Source organism: Paenibacillus sp. J31R109 (genome assembly GCF_059692055.1).
In genome coordinates, this window is record NZ_JCAUAR010000003.1 from 544,676 (window position 1) to 560,365 (window position 15,690).

General features: G+C 45.1%; 14 protein-coding genes. 1 reads left to right on the forward strand and 13 read right to left on the reverse strand.

Annotated features, from left to right (window positions below):
- Positions 1-22: 22 nt before the first annotated feature.
- The 12 genes from hemB to lonB all read right to left on the reverse strand — a co-directional run bounded on the left by hemB (position 23) and on the right by lonB (position 13,848).
- Complete coding sequence (hemB, locus tag AC58QT_RS12280) at positions 23-1,015, reverse strand: porphobilinogen synthase (RefSeq protein WP_497409215.1); 993 nt, start codon at positions 1,013-1,015, stop codon at positions 23-25.
- Entirely contained in the window at positions 1,012-2,556 is a 1,545-nt protein-coding gene (gene cobA, locus AC58QT_RS12285) for a uroporphyrinogen-III C-methyltransferase (protein WP_497409216.1), read from the reverse strand. Before cobA ends, hemB begins: the two co-directional genes overlap by 4 nt.
- A gap of 5 nt (positions 2,557-2,561) precedes the next feature.
- On the reverse strand, positions 2,562-3,506 hold the full coding sequence (gene hemC / locus AC58QT_RS12290) for a hydroxymethylbilane synthase (protein ID WP_497409217.1): 945 nt from the start codon (positions 3,504-3,506) through the stop codon (positions 2,562-2,564).
- Positions 3,503-4,264 (reverse strand): precorrin-2 dehydrogenase/sirohydrochlorin ferrochelatase family protein, encoded by a 762-nt coding sequence (locus AC58QT_RS12295; protein WP_497409218.1) that lies wholly within the window; start codon positions 4,262-4,264, stop codon positions 3,503-3,505. The genes hemC and AC58QT_RS12295 overlap by 4 nt, the downstream gene beginning before the upstream one ends.
- On the reverse strand, positions 4,255-5,085 hold the full coding sequence (locus tag AC58QT_RS12300; protein ID WP_497409219.1) for a cytochrome C assembly family protein: 831 nt from the start codon (positions 5,083-5,085) through the stop codon (positions 4,255-4,257). The genes AC58QT_RS12295 and AC58QT_RS12300 overlap by 10 nt, the downstream gene beginning before the upstream one ends.
- Positions 5,086-5,175: 90 nt before the next feature.
- Positions 5,176-6,579: a glutamyl-tRNA reductase gene (gene hemA, locus AC58QT_RS12305; RefSeq protein ID WP_497409220.1), complete on the reverse strand. Its 1,404-nt coding sequence runs from the start codon at positions 6,577-6,579 to the stop codon at positions 5,176-5,178.
- Between the two features lie 164 nt (positions 6,580-6,743).
- Positions 6,744-7,286, reverse strand: a complete 543-nt coding sequence (locus AC58QT_RS12310; protein WP_497409221.1) for a hypothetical protein — start codon at positions 7,284-7,286, stop codon at positions 6,744-6,746.
- Between the two features lie 118 nt (positions 7,287-7,404).
- On the reverse strand, positions 7,405-7,812 hold the full coding sequence (speD, locus tag AC58QT_RS12315) for an adenosylmethionine decarboxylase (RefSeq protein ID WP_056610310.1): 408 nt from the start codon (positions 7,810-7,812) through the stop codon (positions 7,405-7,407).
- Between the two features lie 306 nt (positions 7,813-8,118).
- Positions 8,119-8,706 carry a non-ribosomal peptide synthetase module gene (locus AC58QT_RS12320; protein WP_310501463.1) on the reverse strand — a complete coding sequence of 196 codons (588 nt, stop codon included), beginning with the start codon at positions 8,704-8,706 and terminating at the stop codon, positions 8,119-8,121.
- Between the two features lie 243 nt (positions 8,707-8,949).
- A complete protein-coding gene (gene yihA / locus AC58QT_RS12325; protein WP_310501462.1) occupies positions 8,950-9,597 on the reverse strand; it encodes a ribosome biogenesis GTP-binding protein YihA/YsxC in 648 nt (215 codons plus the stop codon).
- 17 nt (positions 9,598-9,614) lie between these two features.
- Positions 9,615-11,966 (reverse strand): endopeptidase La, encoded by a 2,352-nt coding sequence (gene lon / locus AC58QT_RS12330; protein WP_497409222.1) that lies wholly within the window; start codon positions 11,964-11,966, stop codon positions 9,615-9,617.
- Between the two features lie 163 nt (positions 11,967-12,129).
- Positions 12,130-13,848, reverse strand: coding sequence for an ATP-dependent protease LonB (lonB, locus tag AC58QT_RS12335; protein ID WP_497409223.1), 1,719 nt, complete (start codon positions 13,846-13,848; stop codon positions 12,130-12,132).
- A 194-nt stretch (positions 13,849-14,042) separates the two neighbouring features.
- Between lonB and AC58QT_RS12340 the strand changes: the two genes are divergently transcribed.
- Entirely contained in the window at positions 14,043-14,723 is a 681-nt protein-coding gene (locus AC58QT_RS12340) for an N-acetylmuramoyl-L-alanine amidase family protein (RefSeq protein WP_497285502.1), read from the forward strand.
- Position 14,724: 1 nt separating this feature from the next.
- On the opposite strand, the gene AC58QT_RS12345 is transcribed toward AC58QT_RS12340, so the two are convergent.
- The gene (locus AC58QT_RS12345; RefSeq protein ID WP_497409324.1) at positions 14,725-15,522 is read right to left on the reverse strand and encodes a divergent polysaccharide deacetylase family protein; all 798 of its coding nucleotides are present in this window, start codon (positions 15,520-15,522) and stop codon (positions 14,725-14,727) included.
- Positions 15,523-15,690: the final 168 nt, after the last annotated feature.

Genomic DNA, 15,690 nt, shown 5'->3' on the forward strand with positions numbered 1-15,690 from the left:
AGACAAATGGTTCATATACGCCTTACTTTTGCAAGTAGCGAGCGATATCTTTGGCGAAGTATGTCAAGATAATATCGGCTCCCGCACGTTTGAAGCTTGTCATCGTTTCCATGACAATCGCTTCTTCATTCACCCAGCCTTGCTGAGCTGCAGCTTTGACCATTGCGTACTCCGCACTCACATTGTAAGCGACAACGGGCAGGTCGAAGTTATCTTTCAGCATGCGGATAATATCCATGTAAGCGAGTGCCGGCTTTACCATAAGGAAATCAGCGCCTTCTGTCACATCGCTTGCCGCTTCACGCATCGCTTCACGGCCGTTAGCCGGATCCATCTGATACGTTTTCCGATCACCGAATTGCGGCGTGGAATGCGCAGCATCACGAAAAGGACCATAGTAAGCTGATGCATACTTAACGGAATAGGCCATAATCGGCGTGTTCTCATAACCAGCTTCATCGAGTCCAGTTCGAATAGCTTGCACATAACCATCCATCATATTGGAAGGAGCGATAATATCAGCGCCAGCTTTTGCTTGCGACACGGCTGTACGGACGAGCAGCTCCAGTGATGGATCGTTCGCTACATCCGCTTGTCCTGTAATCGGGTGATGATGAATAACACCGCAATGACCGGTATCCGTGAATTGGCACAAGCACGTATCAGCGATAATCAACAAATTAGGGTTAAGCTCTTTGATATAACGGGTCGCTTGCTGCACGATTCCATCATCCATAAATGCGGATGTGCCCGTCGCATCTTTATAATCAGGTACGCCGAATAGAAGAATAGCTTGAATGCCCAATTGCGTGATTTCATCAATTTCTTCCTTCACGCGATCTAGTGAGAAATGATACACCCCAGGCATCGAGGCAATCTCTGATTTGACATTCGTACCATGCGTAACAAATATCGGTTGAACTACATCATGGACTGTTACCTGATTCTCACGAACTAGATTACGAATAGCTGCATTTCCGCGTAAGCGGCGGTTACGAACGATTGGAAAACTCATGATGGGTTTCCGCCTCCTTGAATCATGCTTTGTACCAAAGAAGCGACGGTCGCTTCTTCAGCCGTATATGTGATAGACAGACCTGCTTGTAAAACAGTTTCTGCCGTTTTGGGACCAATAACTGCAATCTCCACGCCTTGCAAGAGCGATAACGGATCTTCTATTCCGAGTTGCTTCAACGCTTCAAATAAATTTGTAACCGTAGATGAACTTGTAAAAGTTATGATATGAATGCTTTGATTTTGCAACAAATGAATCATCTCTTCGCCATCATCGGTGGTCAGTACGTTCTCGTACACATCCACTTCTGTGACTTCAAGCCCAAGCGCTGTTAGTTTGGAAGGCAAGTAATCACGTGCAAGGTCGGCAGTTGGCAGCAATACCTTCTGACCAGCGTTCAAATCCCCCTCAATGGCATCTAAGATCCCTTCCCCTTGAAACTTAGAGGGTAAGACGTCTGCCATGATACCACGCTCTGCGAGCGCTTCAGCGGTCTTAGGACCCACAGCTGCAATACGGGCATTCCCCATTCTACGAACGTCAATGCGCAGTTCTCGCATTCTGCGGAAGAAGAATTCAACGCCATTCACGCTTGTTAATACAATCCAATCAAATTCAGACAGTCTCGCTAAGGCTTGATCCAGTGCTTGCTGTGCTTCTGGACGACTTGGCGGCTGTAATCGGATCACAGGGAACTCGACAGGCTCTCCACCCAAATCATCGATGAGATCTACGAGCTCACTTGCTTGGCTGCGCGCTCTTGTAACGAGCACTCGTTTACCAAACAGCGGCTTCTTCTCCATCCAAGCCAGCTTCTCACGAAGCTTTACGACTTCACCTACTATGATGACGGCTGGGGATTTGAAGTTGGCTTCTCTCACTTTTTCTGTGATATCTGCAAGTGTACCTGTAATTGTCGCTTGATCCGCCCACGTGCCCCAACGAACAAGCGCAACTGGCATTTCAGGCGGTTTGCCACAACGAATCAATTCGCGGCATATTTGCTCCAGATTGGCAACACCCATCAGGAACACCATCGTACCAATCGCTTTGGCGAGATGCTCCCAATTCAAGCTGGAGTAAGTTTTGTTCGGATACTCATGGCCGGTTACAATCGCAACAGACGAAGTGAAATCGCGATGAGTAACAGGAATACCTGCATAAGCTGGAACGGCAATAGAGGATGTGATGCCTGGAATAATATCATAGGTAATCCCATTATCAACCAGCAGCTCCGCTTCTTCCCCCACGCGCCCAAATACACTTGGATCTCCACCCTTAAGGCGTGTAACTATTTTCCCTTGTAAGGCTAGATCTACAAGCAACTGATTGATTTCTTCTTGCTTTAATATATGTTTATCTGGCAGCTTGCCAACAAAGATGAGTTCTGCTTCCGGTCTACGATGCTTCAATAAGCGTGGATTGGCCAGTCGGTCATATACGATGACATCAGCTCTTTGGATCGCTTCCATCCCGCGTACCGAGATGAGCTTAGGGTCACCAGGACCCGCTCCAACAAGAAAAACTCTTCCTTTGTTCATAGCAATCACTCCCTCACCTCAGCTAGAATCTTTTCAGCTCCTTGTGCGATGAGCCTATCCGCAACGAGTGAACCCAGTGCTTCCGGATCGTTCCCGGAAGCCGTTTCCTTCAGCATGGTCACGCCATCCGGCGTTCCGACCATGCCTGTCAGGGTCAACAGCGGGGCGCCATCCCCGCTGCCATTCTCGACGCTCGCGTAAGCGCCGAGCGGCACCTGGCAGCCTCCGTTGAGTCTGCCGAGGAAAGCCCGCTCCGCTCGCACCGCGAGCGCCGTTGGCTCATGCTGGAACTTGCCGAGCAAGTCCAGCACGAAAGCGTCGTTGCCGCGGCACTCGATGCACAGCGCTCCCTGCCCTACGGCAGGGAGGCATACCTCAGGCGGCAAGTAGCTGGAGATGCGATCTTGCCAGCCGATCCGGTGAAGACCGGCGGCGGCAAGCATAATCGCATCGAAGTTCTCTTCTTCGAGCTTGCGCAGCCTCGAATCAATGTTGCCCCGGATCGACTCGATCCGGAGGTCGGGGCGGTAGTGCTGCAGCTGGCTCGCACGGCGCAGCGAGCTTGTGCCGACGAGCGCGCCTTGCGGCAGCTCGTCCAGCGATGCAGCTCCACGCGTGATCAGCGCATCGCGCGGATCTTCACGCTTGGGAATCGCGCCTACAATAAGGCCTTCCGGCAACTCGAAGGGCATGTCCTTCATGCTGTGAACGGCGATATCGATCTCGCCGTCTGTCAACGCCTGTTCAATTTCCTTCACGAACAGACCTTTGCCTCCGACTTTGGATAACGTGACATCCAGAATACGATCGCCTTTCGTTACAATTTTCTTAATTTCAAATTGACATTCGATGCCATGCTCTTTCGCGAGTTGTTTCAAAAGTTCCACGGCTTGTCCTGTTTGAGTCAGTGCCAAGGCACTCTGTCTTGTTCCTACAATAATCGTTTTCATTCGTCTCCGCCTCCTATACGTTGCTGCCCAATCTCATTGATGAAAGACCAAGAAGGCAGTTCACTCTCTCCCTGCACTTGCGGTTGCATCCAAACGGTATGATGTAATGCTAGTGTAAACTGCTGATTCCAGGCTTCAAACGTCCCTTCACGGATATAACGCATGAGATCCCAAGCCAGCATTTCTTTAAATAATCGTTGTCTTGCTTCTTTATCTTTCACGTGCTTCTGAATCAACAGGCGCGTATCGGTGAGAAACTCCAAATAAATTTCATACTCATCCCCATAGGCATTGTCGAGTTCTTTGGCAATTTTACGAGCTGCTGAAGGACTTGCTCCTCCTGTAGACACCGTAATGACCAACTTACCTCGACGAACAACGGAGGGTAAAATAAAGGAACTAAGCTCTGGTTGATCCACAATATTGACTAGGCTCCCAGATCCATTCGCATCTAGTGCGATCTGCCTATTCACTTGCGCATCATTCGTTGCCGCGATGACCAAGACAAAGCGTGCCTCACCATGCGCTGCCCATATTGATGAATCATAAGTTTGCTGCTTTACAATCACATTCGGTTGAAGCTCCATCGCCAGAATACCCGTCGTGAACGCTGGACTGACTATGGTTACTTCTGCTCCAGCCTGCAGCAACGAGCGCAGCTTCCGTTCCGCAATAGGACCACCTCCGATAATCAGACACTTACTTCCCGCTAAATTCATCATGATGGGATAGGGATACTGCCAATTCGTTAGCTCCATATCCACCCGTGAAAATCAGAAACGAGATTCGATACAACGAAGTTCAACACGACGATACAGAAAGCGGCCAAATTCCATACAGCGAGCTTGTTACCCGAAATCCGCATGGATTTATGTTGAAATAAGTAAAAGGCATAGGCGGCCAATACGAAGAAGGAATTGATTACTTTAGGATCATAGAGAAGATTTTGATTACCTTCGAGCACGACCCACACCACGCCAAGACTCAAAGCCATCAGAAGCAGCGGCCCTCCAATAATGACTGACAAATACGTGTAATGCTCAATTTTCTCCAGTGACGGCAGCCTCATGACAGCCTGAGAAAAATTTTTGCTCTTTAACCTTGCATGTAAGAATATGTACATCCCTGAAAAAATAGCGGCAATCGAAAATGCGGCATAACTGCCAATAGCTAACGAAATATGAATGAATAATAGCTCATCATTGATGTCCCAATTGGATTTAATCGGCATAACATTCGGATTTCCAAAAATATTCAGTGCCAGAATCGCAAAACCAAGCACATTCACAAAGAACACAAACAATTCAATGCGGAAAAAACGGTTAATGATAAGTGATATCGTGACTAACAGCCATGAAAACATGAACAGCACATCTGATCGAACGAAAGCCCACTCCGTTAAGTGACCATATAAACTAATCGCAAAGTAAGCGGTTTGCAAAACCCATACAAACAAAAGCAGCCCCGTCCCCATCCGTTTCGCGCTCCGGCTCGCATTCGCGAAATCCGAAAAGTAAAACAGTAGGCTCAGGGCATACATATAAATCATCGCATCAAACAACCAGCTGCTTGTAACCATGGCACCTCTCCTAGGCGGTTAGCGCCTTTTAATTGAGATAAACGACTTCTGATTCGCCCCTTAGGGCAAGTTCGTTTACGATCTTATATATCAAGATGGGGCTAGAACATCCGCATTCTGTAAACCACGAACAGACAGTTTCTCGTCCATTGTTTGTTTAGTTTCCACTTTGTTAAATCCGGACTCTAGCTCTTGTGCTATTTGATCTGCCTGTTCTTGTTGTTGGAGCGTATCTTCTAATGCAAAAAGCTTGGTGAAAATTTCGAGGGCATCATCGCCATGACGCTCGCCAGCCATTTCTTTGATCCGCAGAATCGGATCGCGCAATACTTGATTCACAATACTTTTGGTTAATTTGCGAATCACCTTTATCTCACGTTCATCCAGATCTGTCAGCTTGTTCAGCATGTTCTCCATGGTTTCTTCGTGAATTTGGTTCGCTTTCGTTTGTAGCGCACTAATCAATGGGCTTACGCCAAGTGTTTTCGTCCATTGGTCAAAGGCATTAATTTCTGAATTGATCATAACCTCGATTTTAGCAGCTTCTTTCTTACGCTCCTGCAAATGTTTATCCACAATATGTTCCAGATCATCAATATCATACAGGAATACGTTTGGCAATCCGCTAATCTCCGGATCTAGATCCCGCGGAACTGCGATATCCATCATAAAGAGTGGCCGTGATTTTCTTTTTTGAACATAGGTCTGAATATCTTTCTTCGTCAACACATACCCTGGCGCACCCGTTGAACTAATAATAATATCCACTTCGGGTAAGTATTTGGGCATTTCCTCTAGTGTGCTGGCCACACCATTGAATTTGCCTGCTAGCTCCATGGCTCTCTCCAACGTACGATTCACAACGATAACCTTGTTAGCCCCATTTGCATAGAGATGCTTAACGGTCAACTCACTCATCTTACCTGCACCAATGATCATTATCGTCTTGTTCACATAGCTTCCGAAAATCCGTTTACCGAGTTCTACGGCTGCATAACTGATCGAGACCGGGTTATTACTGATCCCCGTTTCTGAATGTGCTTTCTTAGCAAGTGTGATTGCTTGTTTAAACAGCGTGTTGAAATAAGAGCCTGTTGCTTTCAATTGTTGAGATGCTAAAAAAGCATCCCTCACTTGACCGAGAATCTGAGTTTCCCCAATGACCATCGAATCAAGCCCCGTTGTTACACGGAACAAATGCTCATTTGCTTTGTCATTCTCATACGTATATAAATGCTTCTGGAATTCATCCTTCTTCACATGAAACCAACGCTCAAGGAAATGCGTCAAGTAATGACTGCACAATTGAGGTCGATCCACAACAGCATAAATTTCGGTGCGATTGCAGGTGGCAACAATAACACATTCTAGAATACTTTTCGTCTCTTTCAATTCAGCGATTGCCCTGGGTAAATCTTGATCTGAGAACGCAAACTTTTCACGAATTTCTACCGGGGCTGTCCGATAGTTCAAACCAACTGCGATAATATGCAACGTTACCACCTGCCTTTCGTTTTATTTAGAATCATTATAGCACAGCAATACCGACATTCCGACAAAATATTTGAATAAATTATGAATGCTTTGGGTCTGTTCGTTAGTTTTAACAGCTCTTTGCTCCTCTATACCTCATCCAGAGAGAATCCAGGCAGAATCCCCTATTGCAGCCCTTTTTTCCTTAAAAAGGTAGTCATTTCCCGGTCGAGTTTGGTTAACTCTTCATTCTGTGATGAGATAATATCACCGCTCCCTGCCATCATTTTCTCATAAATCTCATACAGGTCACTGAACTGTTTATGGATTTCTTTCAATGTTAACGTTTCGTCCGGCTTTAAGGCTCTAACGCCACCTAGCTGTAACCTTTGTATGTATTGGCTTAATTGGGTCATGACGTTGAGCGAGCTCAGCTCCTCACTTCCACCTGCAGCTAAAATAAGTCGCTCATGCGTGTACTCGGCTGAATACAACGCTTGTTTCACTGGATCCAACTCTTTCGTGCTCTTGCTTAATGAGGCTTCTTCCAAGGAGCTCTTCACGATTTCTATTTGAAATAATGATACCTGAAAAAGTAAATGCGTTGCATCATGATCTTCTTTATCCTTATGTTGACCTAACATTTGGCTAAGCTGATAGATAGGCCAAATGATCAGAAAGAGAACAAAAACATAGAGCACTGTTTTCCTGATTACTTTCTGTTTCAAACCTCATCCCCCACTCCCCATGAACTGGACATGTCTCTCCAATATCATTGTATGGGTTTCTGAACAAACAAATAACCACGGATTTCTCCGTGGTTATCGTTATGAAAAATGCAGAATTTTATTTAACAAGCTCTGCTTGCTTTATTTCAGGAGTTTCTACTTGTAATTCACCCATTCCGCGAACAAGCTTCTTCGCATAGAACGTTTCTGGTTTTAGTACGGACACCATAAAGTCGATTGCTAATTGAGGGTCGACTGTCTCACCGCAAGTATAACAATCAAGCGCGGCAAAACCTCTCTCAGGATAAGTATGAATGGAGAGATGACTCTCGGACAACATAACAAGCACTGTTGCACCTTGTGGTTCAAATTGCTTCGATTGTACAGATAAAACAGTCGCTCCACATACCTCGGCAGCTTCAACCATCTGAGCTTGCAGCCATTCTGCATTGTTCAGAAGTTCAAAATCTACCCCCCAAGTATCAACAGCAACGTGTCTTCCGAAAGTTGAGTATTCTGTTTCCATCTTTCGGTTCCCCCTTCCTAGGAATAAAATGTGTTAAAAAATTTCATCCGCTAGGACCTACGTCATTCACTTCCCGAGGGTATAATCTCTCGCAACATTCAATGTCCTGAGTGAATCCTGGTTCCTATATTGTTTCAACGAGAATAAAAATAACATCTATCGACGAGAAATGCAATAGTTTTTTTTGTTAAACACTAACTGTCACATCGACGCCATATCTAAAATATGTCGCAAAGCCATCGCGTGTGCTTCAAAACAAAAAGAGACCCAAAAATGGGTCCCCACAAATATGTCATGTATGAGTAATTATGCCTCCAAAACGAACAAACGATGTGTCAGCTCATTGAGGCGAATGTCGATCTGTTGGTGTTCATCCCTTGCCTGCAGCATGTTACGCATATCAAGAAGATGATTGATTTGATCGTAGATCATTTCAATTTCTTGCTCAACTTCTTTCTTTTGGAACATCATCTGCATAAGACCAATCGTATCTTTGTGCTCATAAACAATCGTTAAGAGTTGACCTTTGATTTCTTCGATCTTCACAACGGTTCCGCGTTCATAATAATAAACCATTGTGTAACTAGGATAAATTCGGTTGACTTTAGCGCTGCCTTTGAATTCCGATACTGCTTTACGCATTAAATTAGCTAGTAAGGTATTACTTAATCTGCAGGATCCTGTGCATTCATATAGGCCCGATTTCTTTTCAAATGAAAGGACAATTTCTTGACCTGCGCCATCTTGAAAAACAACTTCTTGATTTCCGTTTTCCAAAACTTTGACTTGCAGTGTCACTCCATGGTCTACAAACATTTGAAAAAACTTCAACATATCGGCTTCTGTTAACTGGAGGCAGGTTTTGACATATTCAGTCGCTAACCTTTGTGCCATAAAAATCCCTCGATTCTTTGTTTTCAAGCCATTAACTATTACCTTGTTTATTATTATACTACAAGAGTCGCGATTATTCCTGCCAGCAATTCATGATAATCAGCCAAATATTCTGAAAAAAGCTTGATAAACTGGAATGCCATTAAATTTCCCCCAGATTACCTCGCTTTCCCGTATACTTCTTTTTGATTTCCTCTGTCTTTGAACGTTCCCCTCAAAAATACGCAAAAAGCCGCCCTATGATTAGGACGACTCAGGATTAGTTACAGCGGTAAGCACTTCTTCGGTTTGTGGCTCCGGCTCGCCGTAAGCAATCGCTTGCTCTAGAATTCCCCACAGCTCATCTTTGCCAAGCCCTAGCTCGGAAGAGAACATGAGTGGCTGAACTCCTTTATCCATCCCTAATGTTTCACGTACAATTTTCAAATGTTTCGGCCATTTGCTCTTAGGAATCTTGTCCGCTTTGGTCGCAACGACAAGCACAGGTACATCCATGTGGCGGAGCCACTCGTACATCGCTTGATCATCTTTGGATGGCGGATGTCTCAGATCGACTAACTGCATCACAAGGCGTAAAGGCTCACGATTCAATAAATAGCTTTCAATGAATTTGCCCCACTGCTCACGCTTAGTTTTGGATACCTTTGCGTAGCCGTAGCCTGGAAGATCAACGAAATATAAGTCCTGATTCACTTTATAATAGTTAAGGGTTTGCGTTTTGCCCGGTTGAGAACTGGTTCTAGCTAAGTTTTTACGAGAAATCAAACAGTTAATGAGAGATGATTTCCCGACATTAGAACGCCCTGCCAGCGCTATCTCTGGCAAGGCATCCTCTGGATATTGGCTAGGTCCAACCGCACTGATGATAAACTCAGCTTGATTGACTTTCATGAATGTTCAACTACTTTCTAAGTCGATCCGACGTTAGCCGTCGGCTTATTTTTGATAAGCGCATGTTCCAGCACTTGATCCATGTGGCTGACAGGGATGAATGTCATCTCTGTGCGAACACTTTCTGGAATTTCGATAATGTCTTTCTCGTTGTCTTGAGGTAAAAGGATTGTACGAATCCCTGCACGATGTGCAGCTAGCGCCTTTTCCTTCAAGCCGCCAATTGGGAGCACGCGGCCGCGAAGCGTTACTTCGCCCGTCATGGCGACTAAGCGTGAAACCGGAATATTCGTCAAGGCTGAGATTAACGCAGTAGCCATCGTAATCCCAGCAGATGGACCATCCTTCGGAATGGCTCCCTCAGGAATGTGAATATGCACATCATTCTTCTCATGGAAATCCGGAGCAATACCAAGGACTTCAGCACGCGAACGTGTATAACTGAAAGCCGCTTGCGCAGATTCCTTCATCACATCACCAAGCTTACCCGTCAAGGTTAACTTGCCGGTACCAGGCAATACAGATACCTCGATGACAAGTGTATCACCGCCTACTTCGGTCCAAGCAAGACCTGTAACAGCCCCGATCTGATCCTTCTCTTCTGCAACATTATATTTAAACTTAACGGGACCTAAATAGTCACTTAAGTTCTCTACAGTTACATGAACAGGTGTTTCCGGGTTCGATACAATCTTTTTGGCTGCTTTACGATTCATACCTGCAACTTGTTGCTCTAGATTACGCACGCCTGCTTCTCGCGTATATTCACGCACAATCTTCATTAGAGCAGCCTCATCAACAACAAGCTGTTCTTCTTCAAGACCATGATCACGCTTCTGCTTCGGAAGTAAATATTTCTTGGCAATTTGGAGTTTCTCAATCTCCGTATACCCTGGAATATATAGAACCTCCATCCGATCTAACAGAGGACGAGGAATATTATGCACTGCATTCGCCGTGGTCACAAACATCACGTTGGATAAATCATAAGGAACTTCAATGAAATGATCGCTAAAAGTGCTATTTTGTTCGGGATCCAATACTTCAAGTAGAGCTGATGCAGGATCTCCGCGGAAATCCATTGCCATCTTGTCGATTTCGTCTAGTAAGAAGACGGGATTGTTCGTACCCGCATTCTTCATTCCTTGAATGATTCTACCTGGCATTGCTCCAACGTAAGTACGTCGATGTCCGCGAATCTCCGCTTCATCTCTTACGCCGCCAAGAGAAATACGTATAAATTGTCTACCCATAGATCGTGCTATAGAACGAGCAATCGAGGTTTTACCTACCCCAGGAGGACCTACCAGACAAAGGATTGGTCCTTTAAGCTTTTTGACGAGCTTCTGTACAGCCAAATATTCCAGAACGCGCTCCTTCGGCTTTTCAAGACCAAAGTGATCCTCATTCAGAATTTCTTCTGCATTGTCTAGATCCAAATCATCATCTGTTTGCTTGTTCCAAGGAAGACCGAGCAACCAATCGATGTAATTGCGGATAATACCGCCTTCCGCAGAAGTTGCAGGCATTTTCTCAAGCCGATCAATTTCTTTTTCGACCTTCTCGCGCACCTTATCAGGGAGCTCTGCTTCAGCTAGCTGATTGCGTAATTCATCAACCTCGCCTGCGCGGCCTTCTTTATCCCCGAGCTCCTTCTGAATGGCTTTCATCTGCTCACGGAGATAATATTCTTTCTGTGTTTTCTCCATTTGCTTCTTAACACGCTGGCTGATCTTGCGTTCAAGTTCGAGTACTTCTCGCTCATTATTCAAAATATTAAGCATTTTCTCGAGCCGTTCACGGACATCAACGGTCTCGAGAATATCTTGCTTGTCTTTGATTTTCAGCGATAAATGACTACAAATAACATCCGCCAAGCGCCCAGGCTCATCAATATCAGAAACCGCGGCAAGCGTTTCAGGCGTTACTTTTTTAGATAAATTGATATAATGCTCAAATTGACTCAGTACACTTCGCATCAAAGCATCTATCTCAGGATCTGATATTTCTTGCTCCGGTAATTCCTTAACCGTGACCTCATAATACTCGTCATTCGTCAAATACTCTACGATTTCGGCACGTAATACGCCTTCTACAAGAACACGGATTGTACCGTTCGGTAATTTGAGCATTTGCCGCACTTTAGCAATGGTTCCGATGCGATAAATATCCTCTTTTGTTGGTTCTTCTATGTTGATCTCTGATTGAGAGCAGAGGAGAATCATGCTGTCATCCACCATCGCCCGCTCGAGTGCTTTCACCGATTTTTCTCGCCCTACATCCAGGTGTAGAACCATGCTCGGATAGACCAGCAGTCCCCTAAGAGGCAATAACGGTAATCTGCGCACCTTCATTTTTCCAGGCCCCATCCTCTGCACCTCCAATAATAGGGATCCTTGAACCTTACGTTCAAAGTCTCACCTTGTCTATGTGGGATATTCTCCCTACGTTGCCCTTTACATTTTAACAAAACTCTAAACAAAACACCAATTGAGAGCTAACGCGTCATGTCAGGTAACGGAAAGCCTCCCTTTAAGAGTCAATTGTATGCTGTGAATTGGCATGTAGAATGGGTAAAGTTGTAGCCGGAATCGTTCTCTCCATAGTTAAAGGTAGTGGGATCACATTATCGTGAAGCTCAATGCCAAGTGCAGCTGAAAGTACTTCCTCGATGGTTTCGGCCGCGACAACCTCAACTCCCGGTAAATCAACAAACAGTGCTTGCCAGTTTTCTTTCGGAATGATGACACGTGTAGCTCCGGCTTGGAAAGCTGCTTCCACTTTAGCAACAACACCGCCAACAGGCTTCACTTTGCCATGGATACTCATTTCACCTGTCATCGCTAGTTTGTTATCTACAGGTATTTTATGTATAGCTGAGGCAATTGCCGTAGCCATCGAAATACCTGCGGAGGGTCCATCGATCGGCACACCACCAGGAAAATTAATATGCAAATCATAATCCGACGTATTGAAGCCTAATTTTCGAAGCACGGTCAACACATTCTCAACTGATCCACGGGCCATGCTTTTACGACGAATCGTTCTGGATCCTCCACCCATCTCTTCTTCATCAACAACGCCAGTAATATTGAATTTCCCAGTACCTGCAACAACAATCGGAATAGCCGTAACTTCAATCTCCAGTAGTGTACCCAAATTAGGACCGTAGACAGCCAAGCCATTTACGAAACCGATTTGTGGTTGAGCTGGCACTTTCCGCTCTGGTCTCGGCGGGATTTGTGAAGAGTTCACAACCCATTCAATGTCGGCTGCGGTAATTGCATCCCGCTTGTCGGTTAAGGCAATACCCGCGGCTAGTTGAATGACATTCACAGCCTCGCGGCCGTTCGTTGCATATCTTGTCACGACATTTACGGCATCTTCACATTTTTTAAAGCCAATTTTATCAAGAGCTTTCCGAGCAATTTCACCTACCTCATCAGGCAGTAACGGACGGAAAAATATTTCTAGACATCGTGAACGAATGGCCGGAGGAATCTCGCTCGGTGTGCGCGTTGTCGCTCCAACTAAACGGAAATCTGCCGGGAGTCCATTCTGAAATATATCGTGAATATACCCAGGAATATTCGCATCCTCAGAGCTGTAATACGCACTCTCCAAGAATACTTTACGATCCTCAAGCACCTTTAATAATTTGTTCATTTGCGTCGGATGCAATTCACCAATTTCGTCGATGAACAAAATCCCACCATGCGCTTTCGTCACAGCACCTGGCTTAGGCTGAGGAATCCCAGCAACCCCCATCGCACCTGCACCTTGATAAATAGGATCATGAACAGAACCAATCAACGGGTCTGCAATACCACGCTCATCAAAACGGGCAGTCGTTGCGTCAATTTCAGTAAACTTCGAGTCAGGCCGAAAAGGTGACTCTTGATTCTTCTTCGCTTCCTCTAGTATGACGCGTGCAGCAGCTGTTTTTCCCACTCCGGGAGGGCCATAAATAAGCACATGTTGAGGATTAGGACCACACAGTGCCGCCTTCAGAGCTTTCAGCCCTTCAATTTGGCCAACGATGTCCTGCACAGAAGAAGGTCTTGTTTTCTCAGATAAAGGTTTGGTTAATGAAATGGATCTTAACTTACGCAGCTTTTCCAGTTCTTTCCTAGACTCTCTATCCACTGCAGACTTGTTCGTCTGTTGATTGCGCAGCAAATTCCAGAAATACAACCCGATTACCACTGCAAAAAACACTTGAATGACCATTAGAATGATACTTAAACTCATGTGTTGAACCTCCTTAAACACGTCATCTTCGATTAATTACGTAAATGTCTTGTCTATCTGCCTTTGCTAATTTCCATTATTCCCGTGTAAAAGAAGGTTAATCCAATCTATGCAAACTTTTGCATCACGTATGATACCCTCCTTGTGGAAGAAGGATAAGGGTAGTTATTCTTGCAAAAAGGATGTGGCGGATTTTGAAGCAATACCTGTTGATTATCGTACTTGCGTTAGTTGTTTGTGCGCCTAACTCGCAGATATCTGCGGCTGCTAGTAACGATCCTCTTCTTCCGACCGCAGACATTATTCTCGACGTAGGGCATGGCGGCATCGATAGCGGGACCATGGTTGGCAAATACGAAGAAAAAGATATGAACTTAGCTATCGCCAAAAAGACGTATAAAGCACTGGTTAAAAGAGGTTATCGTGTTATCATAAATCGCACCGAAGATTACGCATTAAGTGATGATAATAGATGGTCATACGGAGGAAGACACAGAAAAGATCTGGCACAACGTTCTGGTCTTGCCAATACCATCAAACCGAAAATCATGCTCAGCTTGCATATCAATTGGTCCAAAAAATCGAACACGCGCGGTCCCCTTGTGATTTATCAAAATCAATCAGACAGTATCTTGTTGGCAAGCTTGCTGCAAGGTACATTGAATAACGTTTATGGGATGGAAGAGCTCCCTGTACTTGGCAAAAAGTATTATGTACTCAAGTTTACAAAATGCCCTTCCGTTATTGTTGAGCTCGGCTTTTTATCTAACAAGACGGATCGCAAGCTATTGAACGACAATCACCATCAAGCAAAACTTGCCAAAGCGATTACACAGGCTGTCGATCAATATTTCTCGATGACGCATGCGAATTAGTTTATTTGACCATTTGTGAAATAGGGACAAAAGTGGCTTCCTTCTGAATAGCCGGAATTGCCTCATGGATGACATGAGCCGTTTTCTTTCCTGGAGGCCCCACATGACCGATCGCAATCACTTCGTCTTTTTCATGGATGAGTTTCTTCAGTCTGACCATTTGCTTATTAATATGACTATAGGTATACAAATCGTCGAAGAAAAGCTGATTGTCTGCATGCGGCACACCGCGTGAATCTGCTATCTTGCCAATCAAACTCTTCGGCGTTGTTCGACTATCCAGCAGGATAAGATTTCGTTCTTTGCAAATCTCAATGAGAATTTTCATCACTCTTTCATCCGCAGTCGCTTTAGAGCCCATATGATTATTAATGCCTATGGCATAAGGAACATCATCAATTGCAGCTACGATACGTTTGTGGATTTCTTCACTGGACAAGTCCGTCGTGATAGCACCAGGACCTAACCAACTCTTCTTCCCTCTCACAGGCTCCATCGGAAGGTGTAGGATGACCTCCAGTCCTCTGTCATGAGCTAACTGCGCATCTTGCTTCGTTGAGGGCAAGAAAGGCATTACAGCCACTGTAAATGGAATGGGCAGCTTCAGCATTTCCGCTGTCCCTTCCATGTTGTTGCCAAAATCGTCAATGACGATAGCAACCTTCTTCGTAACTGCCGCCGTAGGCTGCTGGGGGTTCATAATAGGCTCTGCTCCTGTAACCCCTGGATTAGCCATCAGAATGGTCCCCGTAATAAGTGTAAGAGCCACCTGACGACATAATGCAAATGTGCGATACATCTTCATCCTTTTCTCCTCCTAACGCTTTAGAAAGACTTACCTTCAATTGCGTATGCTTTCCAGTTTTACTCATTATGCTTCTCTTGCTCATCAAATATGCGTAAAATATTGGATCTACATGGGCATACAAAAAAACCGTCAAAGACTCTCGTAAGAGTTCTTTAACGG

Excerpts from the sequence above, each read along its gene's own strand:
- cobA (WP_497409216.1), bottom strand. The coding sequence starts at position 2,556 with ATGAACAAAGGAAGAGTTTTTCTTGTTGGAGCGGGTCCTGGTGACCCT.
- hemC (WP_497409217.1), bottom strand. The coding sequence starts at position 3,506 with ATGAAAACGATTATTGTAGGAACAAGACAGAGTGCCTTGGCACTGACT.
- speD (WP_056610310.1), bottom strand. The coding sequence starts at position 7,812 with ATGGAAACAGAATACTCAACTTTCGGAAGACACGTTGCTGTTGATACT.
- AC58QT_RS12295 (WP_497409218.1), bottom strand. The coding sequence starts at position 4,264 with ATGGAGCTAACGAATTGGCAGTATCCCTATCCCATCATGATGAATTTA.
- lon (WP_497409222.1), bottom strand. The coding sequence starts at position 11,966 with ATGGGGCCTGGAAAAATGAAGGTGCGCAGATTACCGTTATTGCCTCTT.
- yihA (WP_310501462.1), bottom strand. The coding sequence starts at position 9,597 with ATGAAAGTCAATCAAGCTGAGTTTATCATCAGTGCGGTTGGACCTAGC.
- AC58QT_RS12320 (WP_310501463.1), bottom strand. The coding sequence starts at position 8,706 with ATGGCACAAAGGTTAGCGACTGAATATGTCAAAACCTGCCTCCAGTTA.
- lonB (WP_497409223.1), bottom strand. The coding sequence starts at position 13,848 with ATGAGTTTAAGTATCATTCTAATGGTCATTCAAGTGTTTTTTGCAGTG.
- AC58QT_RS12300 (WP_497409219.1), bottom strand. The coding sequence starts at position 5,085 with ATGGTTACAAGCAGCTGGTTGTTTGATGCGATGATTTATATGTATGCC.
- hemB (WP_497409215.1), bottom strand. The coding sequence starts at position 1,015 with ATGAGTTTTCCAATCGTTCGTAACCGCCGCTTACGCGGAAATGCAGCT.
- AC58QT_RS12345 (WP_497409324.1), bottom strand. The coding sequence starts at position 15,522 with ATGTATCGCACATTTGCATTATGTCGTCAGGTGGCTCTTACACTTATT.